This is a genomic window from Nitrospina watsonii (assembly GCF_946900835.1).
In the GTDB taxonomy this organism is placed as follows: Bacteria; Nitrospinota; Nitrospinia; order Nitrospinales; family Nitrospinaceae; genus Nitrospina; species Nitrospina watsonii.
The window spans coordinates 141106-157758 of sequence record NZ_OX336137.1 but is presented as its reverse complement, the minus strand read 5'-3'; the positions used below and the strand labels follow the sequence as shown (position 1 = coordinate 157758).

12 protein-coding genes are annotated in these 16653 nt (G+C 57.8%); 6 read left to right on the top strand and 6 right to left on the bottom strand.

Annotated features, from left to right (window positions below):
* Nucleotides 1-14: 14 nt before the first annotated feature.
* Entirely contained in the window at nt 15-1235 is a 1221-nt protein-coding gene (gene lhgD, locus QML71_RS00700; RefSeq protein ID WP_282009973.1) for an L-2-hydroxyglutarate dehydrogenase, read from the bottom strand.
* 135 nt (nt 1236-1370) lie between these two features.
* Between lhgD and QML71_RS00695 the strand changes: the two genes are divergently transcribed.
* Nucleotides 1371-2786, top strand: coding sequence for an O-antigen ligase family protein (locus QML71_RS00695; protein ID WP_282009972.1), 1416 nt, complete (start codon nt 1371-1373; stop codon nt 2784-2786).
* Here QML71_RS00695 and QML71_RS00690 read toward each other — a convergent pair whose 3' ends face one another.
* Nucleotides 2787-3392 carry a DapH/DapD/GlmU-related protein gene (locus QML71_RS00690; protein ID WP_282009971.1) on the bottom strand — a complete coding sequence of 202 codons (606 nt, stop codon included), beginning with the start codon at nt 3390-3392 and terminating at the stop codon, nt 2787-2789.
* Nucleotides 3393-3567: 175 nt separating this feature from the next.
* On the opposite strand from QML71_RS00690, the gene QML71_RS00685 reads away from it, so the two are divergent.
* From QML71_RS00685 to QML71_RS00665, 5 genes are read left to right on the top strand one after another with little or no spacing between them, the layout of a single operon-like run.
* Nucleotides 3568-4416 (top strand): glycosyltransferase family 2 protein, encoded by an 849-nt coding sequence (locus tag QML71_RS00685; protein WP_282009970.1) that lies wholly within the window; start codon nt 3568-3570, stop codon nt 4414-4416.
* Nucleotides 4416-5582: an MraY family glycosyltransferase gene (locus QML71_RS00680; RefSeq protein WP_282009969.1), complete on the top strand. Its 1167-nt coding sequence runs from the start codon at nt 4416-4418 to the stop codon at nt 5580-5582. Before QML71_RS00685 ends, QML71_RS00680 begins: the two co-directional genes overlap by 1 nt.
* A gap of 53 nt (nt 5583-5635) precedes the next feature.
* Entirely contained in the window at nt 5636-6160 is a 525-nt protein-coding gene (locus QML71_RS00675; RefSeq protein WP_282009968.1) for a glycine cleavage system transcriptional repressor, read from the top strand.
* 2 nt (nt 6161-6162) lie between these two features.
* Nucleotides 6163-6672 carry a peptide deformylase gene (gene def, locus QML71_RS00670; protein ID WP_282009967.1) on the top strand — a complete coding sequence of 170 codons (510 nt, stop codon included), beginning with the start codon at nt 6163-6165 and terminating at the stop codon, nt 6670-6672.
* Nucleotides 6669-8162, top strand: a complete 1494-nt coding sequence (locus tag QML71_RS00665; protein WP_282009966.1) for an ArnT family glycosyltransferase — start codon at nt 6669-6671, stop codon at nt 8160-8162. The genes def and QML71_RS00665 overlap by 4 nt, the downstream gene beginning before the upstream one ends.
* Before the next feature lie 42 nt (nt 8163-8204).
* Here QML71_RS00665 and QML71_RS00660 read toward each other — a convergent pair whose 3' ends face one another.
* The 4 genes from QML71_RS00660 to QML71_RS00645 all read right to left on the bottom strand — a co-directional run bounded on the left by QML71_RS00660 (nt 8205) and on the right by QML71_RS00645 (nt 16418).
* Nucleotides 8205-8870, bottom strand: coding sequence for an outer membrane protein (locus QML71_RS00660; RefSeq protein ID WP_282009965.1), 666 nt, complete (start codon nt 8868-8870; stop codon nt 8205-8207).
* Nucleotides 8871-8919: 49 nt separating this feature from the next.
* Nucleotides 8920-9822: a glycosyltransferase family 2 protein gene (locus QML71_RS00655; protein WP_282012567.1), complete on the bottom strand. Its 903-nt coding sequence runs from the start codon at nt 9820-9822 to the stop codon at nt 8920-8922.
* A gap of 116 nt (nt 9823-9938) precedes the next feature.
* Nucleotides 9939-11243, bottom strand: coding sequence for a nucleotide sugar dehydrogenase (locus QML71_RS00650; protein WP_282009964.1), 1305 nt, complete (start codon nt 11241-11243; stop codon nt 9939-9941).
* A gap of 180 nt (nt 11244-11423) precedes the next feature.
* Complete coding sequence (locus QML71_RS00645) at nt 11424-16418, bottom strand: glycosyltransferase family protein (protein ID WP_282009963.1); 4995 nt, start codon at nt 16416-16418, stop codon at nt 11424-11426.
* Nucleotides 16419-16653 lie beyond the last annotated feature (235 nt).

Sequence of the window (16653 nt, the reverse complement as noted above, 5' to 3'; positions counted from 1 at the left end):
GGCGTGCTCCCGGTTCAACCGGTTTTCTTAGGGCGCGTTGCAGATCGAAGGCGTTCGATTTCGTCGCACACGTGCTCGGCGAAGGGAAACGCGCAGGTGAAGCCGGGCGACACAGCATTCAGGATGTGCAGGGAGTGCGCGTCGCCTTCCATCAGAAAATCCATCACCAGCGACGGCTGCCTGAGATCCACCAGTTGCGCGCGGATGCCGGGCGCGCCCCATTGCTTGAACTGACTCGGTCGCACCCCCCGCGCCATGCGCGCCGCCTGCCGCACCATGTAAGGCGCGTACTGCTTCTTCAATTCCTCCACCGCCAGTTTGTGGAAATCGAAATCCGAATGCAGAGCCAGGTTCAGTTGCCGCAGACAGGTATCGATCACCTCCTGCATCCTGAAATTGCCCAGACCCCGGTACTGCTCGCGCCAGAACGCGGGGATGGCCGTCGGCCCGATCTTGACGCGTCCGTCCACCGTCACCGTAAAGTGCACGCCGAGGAACGGCTGCTTGAGATCCGGCACCGGGTAGATATGCGTTTTGAACGCGCCCTCCGTTTCATTGGAATACAGGTACAATCCTTTGAAAGGCAGAATGCGGTAATGCTCGGAAAACCCGAACTGCCGCGCCACGTGGTCGGCGTACAGCCCGGCGGAGTTGACGACGTACCCGCATTCAATCCGCTCCTGCGCCGTTTCGACGACGCCGTTCTGCCAACGCACGAACGATTCGCCCAGCCGGAGATCGATGCCCGCCTGCCGCACCTCGCGCTCCAGCGCGTCCATCACCTGCGAAGGATCGACGGTGGAGGTGCTCGGCGAAAACAGGGCGCGGTCGCAGGTGCGCACACGCGGCTCGATCTTCTGCGCCTGTTGTTCGGTGATCGATCCCAGCGCCACTCCGTTGACCTCGGCGCGGCGCAGCAACTCGTCCAGTCCCGCCTGCTCCGCCTCGTTCTTCGCAATGACCAGCTTGCCGCATTTGTGGATGGCGAGGCCGCGTTCATCGCAGAATTGGGTGAGGCGGCGGTTGCCGTCGCGGGTGAAGCGGGCCTTCAGGCTGTCGGCGGTGTAATAAAATCCGGCGTGCAGCACGCCACTGTTGCGGGTGCTGGCGTGCGCGCCGCAGCGCGTTTCTTTTTCCAACACCGCGATGCGCGCGGACGGATGACGCCGTTTCAATTCGCGCGCCACCGAGAGGCCGATGATGCCGCCGCCTATCACCAGGTAATCGACTGTCATGTCATGAGCGCTTGCAGAGTTGAAGAATCGAAGACCGGTTGCCACTCCGTCGCGGACCGTCCGGACAGGGCATTCATCCTATCCAAAACCAGTATCGCTGGCAAAAAGTTTTGATGTGAGGAACGGGGATTCCAATTGATACGCCCCGGCAATTGGGTTATTTTATCAGGGTTTCATGTATCCGACCGCAAGGACACGCACGTCGAAACACTGGCCGAGGCTCCACAATACGCCACCACCTCCACTCCTGACTCCATGACCCGACTCCAGAACATACTGGATCGCATCCATTTCGCCGGCCTCACTCTTTTTCTGATTTTTTCTCCTTTTTCCATTTCGCTCACGACCATTGCCCTGTTCGTGGGTATTGCGGCGTGGATGTTCAAAACCTGGATGCTGCGCAGCTGGGCGCAGGTACCGCATTCACTGGCTTTACCCTTCGCCCTGTTCATCGCGGCATCGCTGCTGGCCATCGTCACCGCGCACGATCCTGTGGTGAGCTCGGTTCAGGCGAAAAAGTTCGGCGAGCCGCTGATCGTGTTCTGGACACTCAGCACGCTGATGACGTTGACGCCACACAGGGTATTCAGCGAACTGGCCGATACGGTAAAACGCCGCAGCGCGTTCCGCTTCATGACCCGGGGCATTGCCTACCTGGCCACGCTGGATGCGCGCACTTATTTCACGAGCGTGCTGGTGCTGGCGGCCGCGGTTTCCGGACTCGCCGGGTATTACCAGCACTTCATCGCGGCGGACGTGTATGGCCCCCGGGCGCGCGGCACCTTTGGCTCCGTCAACACCTATGCGCAGATGATGATGTTGAGCGGATTGCTGCTGACAGGACGGCTGCTATTCGTGAAAGATCGGCGCGCGCTCGGCAGTGTGGCATTTGCCTGCATCGCCGGCGGCATGGTGTGGACGCTGTCGCGCGGCGCCTGGCTCGGATTTCTGACCGGACTGGGGTTCCTGCTGCTGGTCAAAAGTCCGCGTGTTCTTCTTGGGTTGGTTGCAGCGGGCGTGCTGGTGCTGGCCCTGCTGCCCGACCCCATGCAACGCAACCTGCTGCATTACGAACTCGATGCCGAGCGCAACCTGTTTCGTTTTGACCAGAGCATGCAGGACCGGGTGGATATCTGGCGGGCGGCGCTCGATATCTTCAAGGACCATCCGTGGACCGGATGCGGGTTTCGATGCGGCGTGGTGATGGCCGAGGACTACCCCCAGCATCCCATCCTGAAACAGTTCCGTGCCCAGCACAGCAATGTGCTGCAGCTGCTGGTGGAAACCGGAATATTGGGACTGGCGGCGTGGCTGGCGATCTGGGTGGTTTATTTCAAATACGCGTTTGCGGGGTGGCGTGACGTCACCGCTCAGCCGGAACGGGCCTGGCAACGGCTGGGCGGACTGGCGGCGGTGATGGGATTTCACACCTACGGGCTGGTCGAGTCCAATTACTTCGATTCCGAAGTCGCCATGCTGACGTTCTTCATGATGGGTCTCAGCCTGTGGCGTCCGGAAAATTCTTCCCCACAGCGCGACGCGTCCGCCTGATCAACCGCTGAATTCCATCTTCAGCTTTTTGGCCAGTTCACGGGTCAGCGGGAAAATTTTTGCGGGCACGCCGGAAGCCATGCTTTGCGGCGGGATGTCCGCCGTCACCCTCGCCCCCTCCATGATATACGATTCATCGCCGATGTGGACACCCGGGTAGATCATCGAACGCGCACCGACGATCACCTTGTCGCCGATGACCATGCCCGCTTTCGCCGCTGCCTGCCGCGTGGCTTCGTCCAGGCGCCGATCCAGACTCAGCACCACCTCCGCGCCAATGCGTACCTGGTTGCCGATGATGACATCGGCGGGCACGTAAGACCCGGCGCCGATGGTGACGCCGTTGCCGATCTGCACATTGCCTTCGATGATCACGCCGTTGTCGAGCTCCACGTCATTGCCGATGAAGGTGTTGCCGCGTACCACGACACCCCGTCCGGCCTTGAAGTTGTGACCGATCACCACATCGCCGTAAATGAGGCTCATGGCGCGGATGACGGCGTTGTCGCCAATGCGCGCTTTCAGGCATTGCGCCCGGTACTTGAAGCCCAGACGCACCCGATCCTCAATCAAACAGTTGTTACCCAGGTTTGCAAAGTGTTCCATAACCAAAAATGAGCGACCGTCAATCGCCCTCCCGGCCGCAACATGGAGGCTGCTCGCGCCCCTTTCCAGCGGTTCGTATCCCAAATGTTTATTTACTTGGTGAGGGTTTCCTTTTATCCTGACGCCGGCGGCCGGGTTTCCGGCTGCACGTGCAGGCCTGATTCGCGAAGGAGACATGATTTTAACGTTCATCATTCTAACCTACAACCACGGCCACTGTTTAGGCAAATGTGTTCAGTCCATTCAGGACACGGTGGATTGTGCGCCATTTGAAATCCGCGTGGTGAACAACGCACGTCATGAAAACTTAGGAGAATTCCAAAACCGTTTTTCGGATATCCGAGTCACCACCAACCCGCGCAATGTCGGCTTCGCCTGTGCCAGCAACCAGGCTGCGCGGGAGGCAACAGGCGACACACTGGTGTTTCTGAATCCGGATACGGTGGTGCATGCCGGAGCCATGGCTGCATTGGCGCGGCACCTGAAAACGCACCCGGATATCGGCCTTGTTGCGCCGAAGGTGTTGAACCCGGATGGCTCGATCCAGGCGTCCTGCCGGCGCTTTCCCCGATTGTGGACGGGGCTGTTCAATCGCCGCTCGCTGCTCAGCCGCGGGTTCCCCGGCAACCGGTTCACACGCGATTACCTGATGCAGGACTTCGATCACAATGAGACGCGTGACGTGGACTGGGTGTCCGGCTGTTGCATGATGATGTCGCGCCAGTTGTTCTTGGAACTGGGCGGGTTCGATGAACACTATTTTCTGTTCAGCGAAGATGTGGACCTGTGCCAGATTATTTGGAAATCGGGGCGCCGGGTCGTGTACCACCCGGAGGCGGTCATCACGCATGACATCGGGTCCAGCAACCGGCGTCTGCCGGCGATGGTGATCGTCAAACGCCACCGCGGCATGATACATTACTGGAACAAACACATGCGCCCCAACCCGATTGCTGGCGGGTTGATTGGACTGCTCATCGGACTGCGTTGCCTGGCGCAGTTGATCCTCAATGGGTGGAAGTGATGTCGATCAACTTTCCCATCTCGCTTGAGACCCATATTCTGGCGTTTGCCGCCACGTTGGCCCTGTCCCTGTCCTTCACCGCCTGGCTGGCTTATTTTTTAAAAGGCTCACATCCCCTCGCACAGTTCCTGCTGCACCACTCGCGTTCACACAAAGAAGACGAAGAAGTCAGTCCGTTTGGCGGCCTCGCCGTCGTGGCTTCGTTCCTCATCGTGTTGTGGGGAAGTTTTTATCTGGGCTGGATTCACATCTTTTATCTGATTTCATTTTTGTTGGTGACGGTGGGCGTGCTGGCCATGATCCTGCTCGGATTCGTGGACGATCTGGTCAATCTCAAGGCCCGCTTCAAGCTGATGATGCAGCTCGTCATCGCCCTGTTTCTGGTGTTCAACGGCTTGACCGCCAACCAGATCGGCGATTTCAACTGGGCGTGGCTGGGCGCGGCGTGGTCGCTGCTGTGGATCGCAGGCATCACCAACGGCTTCAACCTCGTCGATGGGCAGGACGGATTGTCCGGCGGACTGGCATTCATCACCTGTGGGTTTGCGGCCATGATCTTCTGGAACCGGGAAATTTACGAAGCCTCGCTGCTGGCCACCCTGCTGGCGGGCAGCGTGCTCGGGTTTCTGTTTTTCAATTTTCCTCCTGCCAGAATCTACCTCGGCAATACCGGGAGCCTGCCGCTTGGCCTGCTGGTTTCCCTGATCTTTGTCAGCGCCTGGACACGGGGGTTTCAGGATGAGGTGTATTTAATCCTTCCCCTATCCATGCTGCTGGTGCCCATCAGCGACACCGTGTTTGCCTTTTTCCGTCGCATCTTCAAAGGCGTGAGTCCATTCGCCCGCGATACCGACCATCTGCACCATCGTCTGGTTAAGCTGGGGTTCACGGTAAGGCAGTCCATTTCCATCCTGTTCGGCCTGACGTTATACTTTGACCTGGTGACGTTGATCTACATCCGCAACATCGACCGCATTCCCTTTTTCACACCGCTGTTTGTGCTGTTTCTGATGTTGAACGTGTGTCTGATGATTGCGACGCTGGTACACCTTGAATGCGCGCGCAAGGGAGAGCGATTGTGCATCCGCCACCTTGCCACCAACCAATACGTGTTGATCGGCGGCCTGCTGATCGTGAACATCGTGTTCTTTATCAAGGCGTGGTGAAACGTGGCACGCACCCTGTTCTATGAACGCTGCCAAACAAAGAAGGGGAACCCATGACAGACTGGTTCATGCTCACGCTGGTGGGGCGTGATGCACCGGGTATCGTCGCCGCCGTCAGCAAGACTCTGTATGAAAGGGACTGCAACATCGGCGAAGCCACCATGACGCGTCTCGGCGGGAACTTTTCCATGATGCTGATGGTAAAAAGTCCGCACCCGCTCAACGAACTGGAACGCCTGCTGGCAATCGCTGTGCAGCCGTGGAACCTGATGGTGCACCTCGATGCCATCGATGCCGACCTGCATCGTCACATCGAGCCGGACGTCAGAATCAGCATCTATGGCGCGGACCGCGCCGGCATCGTCGCCACCGCCACCGGCGCACTGGCGAAGGCAGGCCTCAACATCCTGAATCTGGAAACCGACGTCGGCGGCACCGAAGAGCAACCCATTTTCATCATGCACATCGAAGGCGTGGCGGAACAGGGCCTGCCGCCACTGGAAGAAGCCTGCACCCAGCTTGCGCGCGCGCAACAGGTGGAAACTCATTTGTCCCCGATCGACACGCTGATGGGGTGACGATGGCGGTTCTTCCGGTTCTCACCTATCCCCATCCGCTTTTGAAACAGGTGTCGCAGCCCGTCGCGAAAGTCACCGACGCCGTGCGCGCCTTCATCCGCGACCTGGAGGAAACCATGCGGTGCGGTCCGCCCTCCGCCGGCATTGCCGCGCCACAGGTGGGGCGGCTGGAGCGCATCGTCCTGATCGACGTCTCGATGAAACCCAATATCCCGCACCACGGCCGCGTGGTGCTGATCAATCCCGAAATCGTCGAGCAGTCGGGCAAGACCAAAGGCCGCGAAGGTTGCCTGTCGGTCCCGGATTTCATCGGCAACGTCGTGCGCGCCAAAAAAACATCGATCCGCGCCCTCGATGAGTCCGGAGCCGAACGCATTTACCACATGGAAGGCTATGAAGCCCGCGCCGCGCAGCACGAGATGGATCACCTAGACGGCAAACTGTTCCTCGACCGGCTCGTCAGCCGCCGCCACGACCTGTTTCCGCGCAGAAGGGAACCTGATACCGAATGATGTCTTCCGTCCCGAATACCCGCCGCGTGAACAACGCTTCCCGGTATGCGGCGGGGTTTGTGATCGCCGTCCTCCTCCTGCGCGCCCTGGCCGCCGTGGTCGTGCCAATCATGGACGACACGGAAGCGCGCTATGCGGAGATCGCGCGCAAGATGCTTGCGGACGGCCATTGGACCGTCCCGCAGTTCGATGACGGCGTGCCGTTCTGGGGCAAACCGCCGCTCGCCTTCTGGTTGTCGGCGGGAGGCATTGCGCTGTTCGGCGCAGGCGAGTTCGGTCCCCGCGCGCCGATCCTTTTAATCGCCGCCGTTCTGCTTTTCCTATTCTGGCGCTTCGTGGAGGAATGCGAAGACGCCCCCACCGCGCACCTCGCCACCGTTCTGCTCGCCACCAGCGCCGTGTTTCTGGTGTCGGCGGGCGCGGTGATGACCGACCTGGTGCTCCTGCTCGCGCTGTTCATCATGATGAGCGCCTGCTGGCGGTTCAGCCGCGACGGCGACGTTCGGCACGGACTCTGGATGTTCGCCGCGCTGGGCGCGGGCCTGCTGACCAAAGGACTGATGATCCTCGCGGTGGGCGGACTGCCGATTGCGGTGTGGCTGACGCTCACTAAAAAATGGAAACCGTTTTTGGCGCGCCTGCCGTGGGTGAGTGGGCTCGCCCTCGCCGCCGTCATCGCCGTGCCGTGGTACGTCGCGGCGGAACTGAAAACGCCGGGCTTCCTCCACTACTTTCTTATCGGCGAACATTTCAGCCGGTTTTTTGAGCCGGGATGGGAAGGCGACCGCTACGGCTGGGCGCGCGGCCAGCCGTTCGGCATGATCTGGGTGTTTTATCTGATCGGCCTCGCGCCATGGAGCGTGCTGGTTCCGGCTTACCTGTTTATCAAACGCCGCGGGCTGGACTGGATGGACTCTGAAAATGACGGAACACGCCGCGAACTCGTGCTCTTCCTGCTGTGCTGGGTGCTGGCGCCGGCGGTGCTTTTGACGTTCGCGCGCAACATCATCTGGACCTACTCCCTGCCCGCTGTGCCGCCCGCCGCGATCCTGCTCGCGATGACGCTCAAAGGTTCGCGGAACGCGGAATCGTCCGCGCCGGACCCACTGCCCAAAGTGATGACGACCGCGGCTGTTTTTCTGGGCGCGGTGTTCATCGCCGGGGGATTCGCTCTGCAGAATCCGAAGTGGGTGTCGCAGGTGACGTACAAGCCGTTCGTCGAGCAGTTCAAATCGCTCTGCCCGGATGCAACGTGCCGCCTCTGGTGTTTCGGTGAACGCATCCATTCCGCCGAGTATTATCTGCGCGGGCAAACGAAACGCATCGAACAAGTCAGCGGGTTGTTCGGCGATGAACACCGCGCGCGGCATTTCTTCATCGGACTGCACACCGTGGTCAATCGCCTGCCGCCACCGGAGATGGCGCAGTTGGAACCGGTTCGGCGATACGGGAAGATGGGGCTGTGGCGGTTGAAACCGAAACCGGAATGATGCGGCGCAGGCTTTAACAATGCGCGGTGTGTCCCGCGTAAGTCAAAACCGATACCGGAGTCCCAGCACAAACTCATTGACGATGACCTCGCCTGTAACGACCGCTCCGTTGCGCGCGGTGAACTTCGGGTCGGAGGTGCCGAACACGCGGTACCCGGCGGTGGCCGTCAGCGACGGTGTGATCTCGTAACCGATGCCCGCCATCGCCTGCACGGCGAAGACATAGTCACTGTGATCGATTACCGGCGTCAGCGGGCTGGCGACCTCGTCCCAGGAAACCTCCGCTACGCCAAAACCGAGGCCGAGGTACGGGTTCCATTTTCCCTGCGGCAGATCGTGATAGCCGTTCATCATGAAACTGAGGATGGACACTTCCCCGTCCGCCGGAGAAGCGGAACCCGACGCTTCAACCCGGTCCGCGTCATAACCGCGATGCAGAAATTCCGCTTCGATGCGGAACGGGTTTTCGAACTGATACCCCACCGCGCCGCCGAACAGGGAACCGGTGCCGAACTCCAAAACTCCCAGCGTGGCGGTCGACTGATCCACATTCGAATCGGCATGAAGGGAGAGCCCGCCTGACACCGAGATATACGTTCCCGGCTCGTTGGGCTCGAATTCGAAAAGCACTTCATCAGCACCCCAGGAAGCGGCCGGGAAGGCCAGCACCCACCCTGCTATCAACAATGCGAATGGTTTCGTTTTCATATATCTCCACGAGTGAACACGGAGTGAAGCCGCGTTTGCAACAGCGCCTTCATTGATTTTTGCGGAACCGGTTGGCGGGGGCCAGGAACGTTTTGCACAACCCGTCCGCAATCTGTTCCTGCGAAATGCAGACGGCGCGCTGGATGGCCCGGCGTTGGCGCAATGCACGCGGCAGTCCGCGCAATGCATGCCACTTGGCTTTGCAAATCAAGCCGCCCCGGCCTTTCAGCATGAACCATACCACAATGAGGGCATTGTAGAAGAGATGGGACGGCAGGTATTTCCAGAGCAGAGGCGCGGGCATGTTTTTAAAAAACGTCCACACCATGTTGCGATGGCCATGGTAGGTGGAAAACGCGCTGTCTTTGGCGGTGCTTCCCCACCCGGCGTGCGCCACGGTGGCGTCCGCGGCGTACAGGCACCGGTGCCCGCGCAGGCGCAGGCGGAACGCCAGATCCACGTCCTCGTGATACGCGAAGTAATCCTCGTCGAATGCTCCAGCGTCGAGGAAGGCTTGCCGATCGTACATCGCCGCGGCGGCGCAGGCGGCAAACACCTCGCCGGTGGCGCGCGGACGGTGCAGGGTGGGGTGGCCGTGGTCGCGGCGCCATGCGAACCCGCTGACGTGCAGGACGTCGCCGGTGCCGTCGAGTTTCTGCGGATCGTCGTACTGCACGAGGCGGCTGGCGAAGAAGGTGTATTCGGGATGCGAGTCCGCGGCGCGGTGCAGGGCGGCGAGCCAGTCCGGGTCCGGGACCGTGTCCGGGTTGAGCAGGGCCACCCAGCGGCAGTCGGCGGTGTGGCGGACGGCGCGGTTGTTGGCGGCGGCGAAGCCGGTGTTGGTGTCCAGGCAGATCCACTCCGCGTTGGGGAAAGCCTCCATAGCGGTTTGCAGGGAATGGTCGGCGCTGGCGTTGTCTCCACCACCACGACACGGTCCGGAGGCCGTGATTGGGCGCTCAGGGCTTCCAGGCAGGCTTTCAGATACGCCCCGCTGTTGTAGTTGACGATAATGACCGCCGTGGCGTCGGGTTCATTCATGACGGGGTGCCGGAATGCATGCGCGTCTCAGGCCTTTATGATTTTGTCGGATTGGATGTGCCTGCATGCATTGCGGGTGTCGACCACCATGCGGGATTCCTTCACGATGAAATCGTAGTCATACGCGGAGTGGTCGGTGAGAATCACCGTTAGATCGTACCGCCCCATGTCCTCGAGCGGGGCTCTCTGTTTGCCGGTGAAGTGGGGATACTCTTTCTTGTCGCCGATCACCGCAATGTAGGGATCGTGAAAATCCGCGGAGCCGCCCTGCGCCTCGATTGTTTCCATGATCTTAAAACTCACCGACTCCCGGTCGTCATCCACATCCTTTTTGTAGGCCACTCCCAGAATAAAAATACAACTTCCGCGGACGCTCTTCGATTGCCGGTTCAACGCGGATTGAATTTTCTCCATCACATAATTAGGCATGGAAACGTTGATCTCCCCGGCCAGTTCGATGAAGCGTGTGACGATGCCGTATTCCTTCGCTTTCCAGCTCAGGTAAAAAGGATCGATAGGGATGCAGTGCCCGCCCAGCCCCGGGCCCGGAAAAAACGGCATGTAGCCGAAAGGCTTGGTTTTCGCCACATCGATCACCTGCCAGATGTCGATGCCCATGCGGTCGAAGATCACCTTCAACTCATTAACAAGGGCGATGTTGACCGACCGGAACACGTTTTCCATCAACTTGGCCGCTTCCGCCACCCGCGTATCGCCGATGGGGACGGTGGTTTGCGTGATCGCACCGTAAAGCGATTCCGTCCACTGCAAGCCGGTGGGATGATCCGCGCCGATCACCTTGGGAACATTGCTCACGCTGAACTCACGGTTATTGGGATCTTCCCGTTCCGGCGAATAGGCCACCCAGAAATCCCGGTTCGCGCGCAAAACCGTCTGCGATTCCAGTTCCGGAATCAGGACATCACGCGTCGTTCCCGGGTAGGTGGTGGATTCGAGGACGATCAACTGATTGGCGACCAGGTGGGGGGAAAGCGCGCGCGCCGTCGCCACAATATAGCGCATGTCCGGCTCTCTGTGCTGGGTCAAGGGCGTCGGAACACAGATCAGGACCGCATCCAGCCCCGAGGCGCGGGAGAAATCCGTCGTCGTCTGAAACCGGCCCGTCTCCAGCAAGGAGCGGACTGCTTCCTCCGGTATGTGATGGATGTAACTTCGGCCGCAGTTCAATTGCTCCACTTTATCTGCATCCACATCCAGACCCAGGACGGGAAAGCCGTTTTTGCCGAACGCCAAAAGGACGGGGAGCCCCACATATCCCAGGCCGACAACGCCGATCCGGGCCTGCCTGTTTTTGATTTTTTCTTCAAACATAAATCGGTAACGAAAGGCTTGGGTTGATTATCCGGATCGAGATTAAAAACCCGTGAAAAGAAACAGGTGTTCAATTATACATACGGGCTTTAAACTTAAGCAAGCTCATACCCCGCCCGCTTCCGGCCTGCAAAACTGCGCTTTCCCGCGATGCCCATAAAAACACGGGCATGAGGGGCGCTAGTCGTGAGTTGTGTTGACAGGGATTTTCCCGGTCAAGGGCTCGTCAACAGGCGTCATACGCCGGCTCGCGGCTAGATGTTCGATTGCGTCGTTGAAGACGACGGCACGGTGATCCACAGTATGCTCAGCGAGCACGATTTCACGAAGGCGCGCAGCGATTGCGACGCGGCGTTGGTCGTCAGTGAGCCATTCCTCACAGAGTTTACGAAGTTGCGAAGCTTTGTCATAGGTCACGATGGCGTCACCAAACAGCTCGGACCCAGTGAATTCGTCCGAGATCACGAAGCCGCCAGAAAGGGCGACATCGAAGATGCGGTTGGAGATAAATCCGTTTTCGGCCATATCCGGCCAGTGGTCATTTAGCACGATCCTTGCTGAACCGTAGTAGGTATGGAGTTCCTCGTTGTTGATGTGCTGACCACGCACCACACTGCTGTCTATTAACTCTTCCCAGTCGCGGCCATAGACAGCTATCGGAAGGTTCTCAGCCAGCGCATCATAAACGACCTTACGCCTCTGCCGGCGCGAATTACCAACAAAAAGCAGGTCTGGAATGTCCGGCTGCGGGGCCGCTGGTGGATGGAAAACGTCGGGGTCGGAACACTGCAGTAGCGGCGTAACCGGCGTCCCAATTCGTGTTGCTAACTTTTTGGCGTAGCTGAGTGAGGCGACGAACACATGGTCGTATTGCTCCAGTTCCTCGTCAAGAACCTCGTCCGGGTGACTGATTAACCAGCAAATGTTGACCTGATGGCTCGACGGCGCATAGGCGCTGCGACCTCGGAAAACGATCGTCACGTCGTCGGCGAGCGACTGAGTTGCCGTCCATTCTGGGAGCAAGTCGATACGGACCCGGTGGCCAAATTTCCGCAGTGCCTTGGCCAGTGACTTTGCCAGATGGTAGTCACCCCAAAAGGCGGCTTCCTTCTCATGCGGCACTGGGCATTTGATTGCGATTCGTGTTCTGCGTGTTTCGTGGGCGATCAAGTCGATCAGCTTGTTCGCCCTTCGCTCGTAGGAATGTTCGGCAAGCACCTGTTCCCTCAGCGAGCGCATGAGGGCATCTCGCTTCTCCGGATTGCGGAGGTAAAAATCGATAAGCTGAGTCAGTTCGGTTACGTCATTCCATACCGGAAGACGCCCCTCAAAGAGTTCTGCGGACCCAATCGCATTATTCGTCAGGACCAAGCTGCCAGCAGCCAGCGCCTCGAAGACGCGACTGTTAAGGCTACCCCACCTTTTGGTAACATGAGTTACAGTATCGTCGACTGTTATCTTCGTGGAGTTGTAGACTTTCGACAAATCTACATAATTGACAAAACCACGATGGTAGGGAGCAAACACCTTGTGCTCGTCCCAATTCTTACCGTAAACGGCAAATTTGTGCGATAGCATTTGCGGATCAAATGCCTCGATCTCACGGGGAACAGGCGCATTCCAGTAATTTCCTGTAAAGACATAGTCATTTTCGTAATCGAATAGCGACGGCCCCAAGTTGAAGAGGTCGAGCGCTACTCCGATTGGAAAAATCTCGCAATCTAATCCCACCCGCTCTTTGATGAAGTCCGCCCCCTTCTGAGAAGAGCTAAGGTGCATATCGAACGCTTGAAGCCACGGCCGTTCGACCCATCGGTCGAACCAGTTCCTGAGCCAAGCGATCTTAATCAGATGAGGGCTTACATTGACGAGCTTGCGGATATCGATATCGTCCCGCATAGCAATGTAGAGATCGATATCGCGCACGTCATACCATTGGTCCTTAGCAAGGTAGTGGACGGTCCAGTTATGCTTTTTCTGCAACGCGCGTCCGAGGCCCAACGCCGTGAAGAGATCGCCGGCTCCGTGTGCCGTGTCCGTCGTTGTCACGGCGATACCCACTGTGAACCTACGGCCAGTCACAGACCCATCGTCGAACACCGCTTTTTCACGATATTCCCTGCTAAGGATAGAACCAAAGCGTACCTTTAGCTTTTCGACGTTGTTCGATGCTCGGACCAATTTTACCTGCCTGCTGTCCATCGCTCGAGTCGTGCTTTCATTATGATAGATAAATACATCGTTAAGGCTCACGATTTCTTTTTGCAAGACGAAGCGGATTTTGCAACAGAAGTCAATGTCCTCAAACCCGTAACTATATTCCTCGCTCAGACCTCCTAATCTGAGAAACTCCGCCCGCCGACACAAGAGAGCCGAGCCGGTGACCGCTGGAAAGCTAGCCGGTGCAACCGAGAGGAGATCATCGGCTTCATCCCGCTTGACATTATAGGGGCGTAGGAACCGGCCATTGCTGTCCCATTTGAACCGGACGCCGATGTGGTAGGGCTCTTGCGACAGCAAAGAAGCTGGGCTCCCCAGATACTGTTTCAGACCCACCGCCCCTACGTTTTCGTTCTCGAGGGCGGCGACCATGCGGCCAATTACGTCATCCGAGAAGATGACATCGTTGTTAAGGAGAAGGAGAAGCGAACCCTCCGCGACTTCCGCAGCTCGATTATTCGAAAAGGAAAAAGAATTGTTCGTCTCGTAGGGAAGCGCACGGATCGGGAGCACGCGAGCCCAGCGATCCAGCAATTTGTCCGTACCGTCGGTTGAGGCGTGGTCAACCACAACAAACTCGATTGCCGGATAACTGTTCGTCGCTAAGAATGATCGAAACATCGCATCGAGAAGGGGTTTTCCATCCCGCGTGAGTACGATGATCGATACAAGTGGGTGTGCCGAAGGCGCGGAAGACAGTGATCGGACCGCAGCGCGTGCCGGTATCCGCTCGCTTCGATGTCTCGTGAGAACCACCTCCGGCAAGTCTCGATCAAGGAAGGTCATTTCTGCGGCAGCCAGCACCCGGCTCCGGATTTGCGACAGCTCTTTTTCCCAGTCCTCAGGACCCGCATCGAGCGCCGGCCCGACCCACTTGTAAACAAACTTGGCGGTGCCGAGGACGGCCGGCTTCAGTGCATCCGGGGTATAGCGGGAAAAGGCGTTGCCCATCAGGTTGCCCGCTTTCCAGCGCTTCGACTTCAGGGTTTCCGACAGCCAGTTTTCGAAATGGAAAAAGTATTCGCTGATTTCGCGGATGCGTCGGGCGGCACCTGCTAAAATTTGTTTAGACTTGTTCTGTTCGTCGCGCAGTTGAGCGGAAATCTTTTGCGCCTCGGTGCGGCGCGCCTCCAGTTGATCGTTCAAACCGGAAACGGTTTCTTCATATTGCTGAACCTTGAAATCCCGCTTGCGGAGCGCTTCGGCCAACTTTTCCGATTCCGCCTCGCTGGCCTGCAACCGGTTTTCGAGTTCGGCAACGCGACCGCTCTGCGACTCAATAACCGCTTTCCGTTCGCGCAGGGTTTCGGCCAGTTTTTCGGCATCCGCCAGTCGCCATTCCAGATGAGCCGACAACTCAGCGATCGCTTCCTTATATTCCTGAAGCTTGGCCGCCTGATTTTCCAGCGCTGACTTCAATTCTTCCGCTTCGGTCTCTCTGGCATTCAGTCGGCTTTCCAGATCCTCGGCCCGAGCACGTTGCTCCTGAACCGCGTCGTCCCGCTCGCGGAGCGTTTCGGTCAGTTTCTCCATCTCCGCACGGCGTGCCTGCAACTCATCGTTCAAACGGGACGTGGTTGCTTCGTACTCCCCGAGAGTGGCATCCCGCGACTCGAGCGCAACCTTCAATTCCTCCGCTTCCGTTTTGCGGGCCTGCAAACGGTTTTCGAGATCGGCAACGCGGTCGCACTGTTCCTGAACCGCCTCGTCTCGATCGCGGAGCGTGGCGCTCAATTCCTCCATCCCGGTGCGGCGCGCCTCCAGTTGATCGTTCAAACCGGAAACGGTTTCTTCATATTGCTGAATTTTGGATTCCCGTTCGCGGAGTGTTTCGGCCAGCTTTCCCGCCTCGGTGCGGCGTATCTCCAATTGGGATTTCAGGCTGGCGGCCGTCTCCTCGAATTCGCCGATTCTGCCAGCCTGCTCACGAAGCCGTGCAGTGAATTCTTCGATCACGGTACGGTCCGCCCGCAACTCGGCTTTCAGATGAGAATTGGCTGTCTCCTTCTCCTTGATTTCAACATCCCGCGCTTTTAAGCGTTTTTCCAGATCATCAATGCGGGCCTGGTGTTTCTCAACCGCTTTTTCTTGTTCGCGACGCACCTCGTCAATTTCCTTGATACGAAACACAAGCTCTTCTTCGGGAGGCATACTGCGCGCCGCCCAGTCATTGCCGGATTGGTCTTTCAACGGGACTGGACGAGAATGCCACCCCAAGGCTTCCGGCTTGACTGTTGCCACCGAACCCGCGATAACCCGGCGGCTGAGCCTGTTGCGCACAGGCTTGTCCTTGCGAATCACGCACAATGAATTGATGAATTGAACGGAGTGAACATTTTGAAGGGTTTCTTCGGACAGGTGTAAGCCATACTTCGATATAAACCCTGACAGGACAGCCGTTCGGGCTTTATCAATACCCCAATGCTCGTAGTTTGTGATGTCGGCGAGGCGTTTGAAAAAAGTGATCGCAGAATACGGACTGTAAAGACCGCCCTCAAATTCCTGCCAATAACTGCAATGCAAATCTTCTGCGACAAAAACACCGCCATCCGCCAAGCAAGGAAAGTAGCGGACAAATGACTTCACGATATCACTCGATTGATGGGATCCGTCGTCAATGATGATGTCGAAGTTCTGCGCGTGTTTTCGAATCTCGGCTTCCGTCTTATTGGAGTTAATATCTCCGATCACTACGGCGATGCGAGAATCATCATAGTTCAAGTGAGCGCAAACGGAGTCGATATCGCATCCCACAAATTTCCGAGCTTGTGAGAAGTAACCAGACCAAATTTCGAGAGAACCACCGTTTTGCACGCCAATTTCCAACAACCGGATGGGCTTGTCTCGATATTCCAAAAAAATCCGCTCATACTCAGCAAGATAGCTGGACCACTTATCAGACACCTTGCCCTCATGAGTTGAATAGAGTTGCTTCAAGGTTTTCTTTTTTTTCATTGATTACCCCGATTTACCGTCCTCTATTTATCCGCCATAAGGCTTACGCGTTTCCATTCGGATTCCCAAGGCTGTGAGCATGATATTTCCGCCCGGAGCGCACCTACTTCGTCACTCTATCCTGAAATACAACTCCAGCCACAGCTTATCGTTGGCCAGGCCGCGTATGAATCGGCATGGTAAATTCCTCTATACAAAACGAAGAAATTTCACAGGACTCGGTTTATTCAGCATT

What these genes read in the sequence shown, in the direction of transcription:
- lhgD (WP_282009973.1), bottom strand. Translation starts at nt 1,235, where the DNA reads ATGACAGTCGATTACCTGGTGATAGGCGGCGGCATCATCGGCCTCTCG.
- QML71_RS00690 (WP_282009971.1), bottom strand. Translation starts at nt 3,392, where the DNA reads ATGGAACACTTTGCAAACCTGGGTAACAACTGTTTGATTGAGGATCGG.
- QML71_RS00685 (WP_282009970.1), top strand. Translation starts at nt 3,568, where the DNA reads ATGATTTTAACGTTCATCATTCTAACCTACAACCACGGCCACTGTTTA.
- QML71_RS00680 (WP_282009969.1), top strand. Translation starts at nt 4,416, where the DNA reads ATGTCGATCAACTTTCCCATCTCGCTTGAGACCCATATTCTGGCGTTT.
- QML71_RS00675 (WP_282009968.1), top strand. Translation starts at nt 5,636, where the DNA reads ATGACAGACTGGTTCATGCTCACGCTGGTGGGGCGTGATGCACCGGGT.
- def (WP_282009967.1), top strand. Translation starts at nt 6,163, where the DNA reads ATGGCGGTTCTTCCGGTTCTCACCTATCCCCATCCGCTTTTGAAACAG.
- QML71_RS00665 (WP_282009966.1), top strand. Translation starts at nt 6,669, where the DNA reads ATGATGTCTTCCGTCCCGAATACCCGCCGCGTGAACAACGCTTCCCGG.
- QML71_RS00660 (WP_282009965.1), bottom strand. Translation starts at nt 8,870, where the DNA reads ATGAAAACGAAACCATTCGCATTGTTGATAGCAGGGTGGGTGCTGGCC.
- QML71_RS00650 (WP_282009964.1), bottom strand. Translation starts at nt 11,243, where the DNA reads ATGTTTGAAGAAAAAATCAAAAACAGGCAGGCCCGGATCGGCGTTGTC.
- QML71_RS00645 (WP_282009963.1), bottom strand. Translation starts at nt 16,418, where the DNA reads ATGAAAAAAAAGAAAACCTTGAAGCAACTCTATTCAACTCATGAGGGC.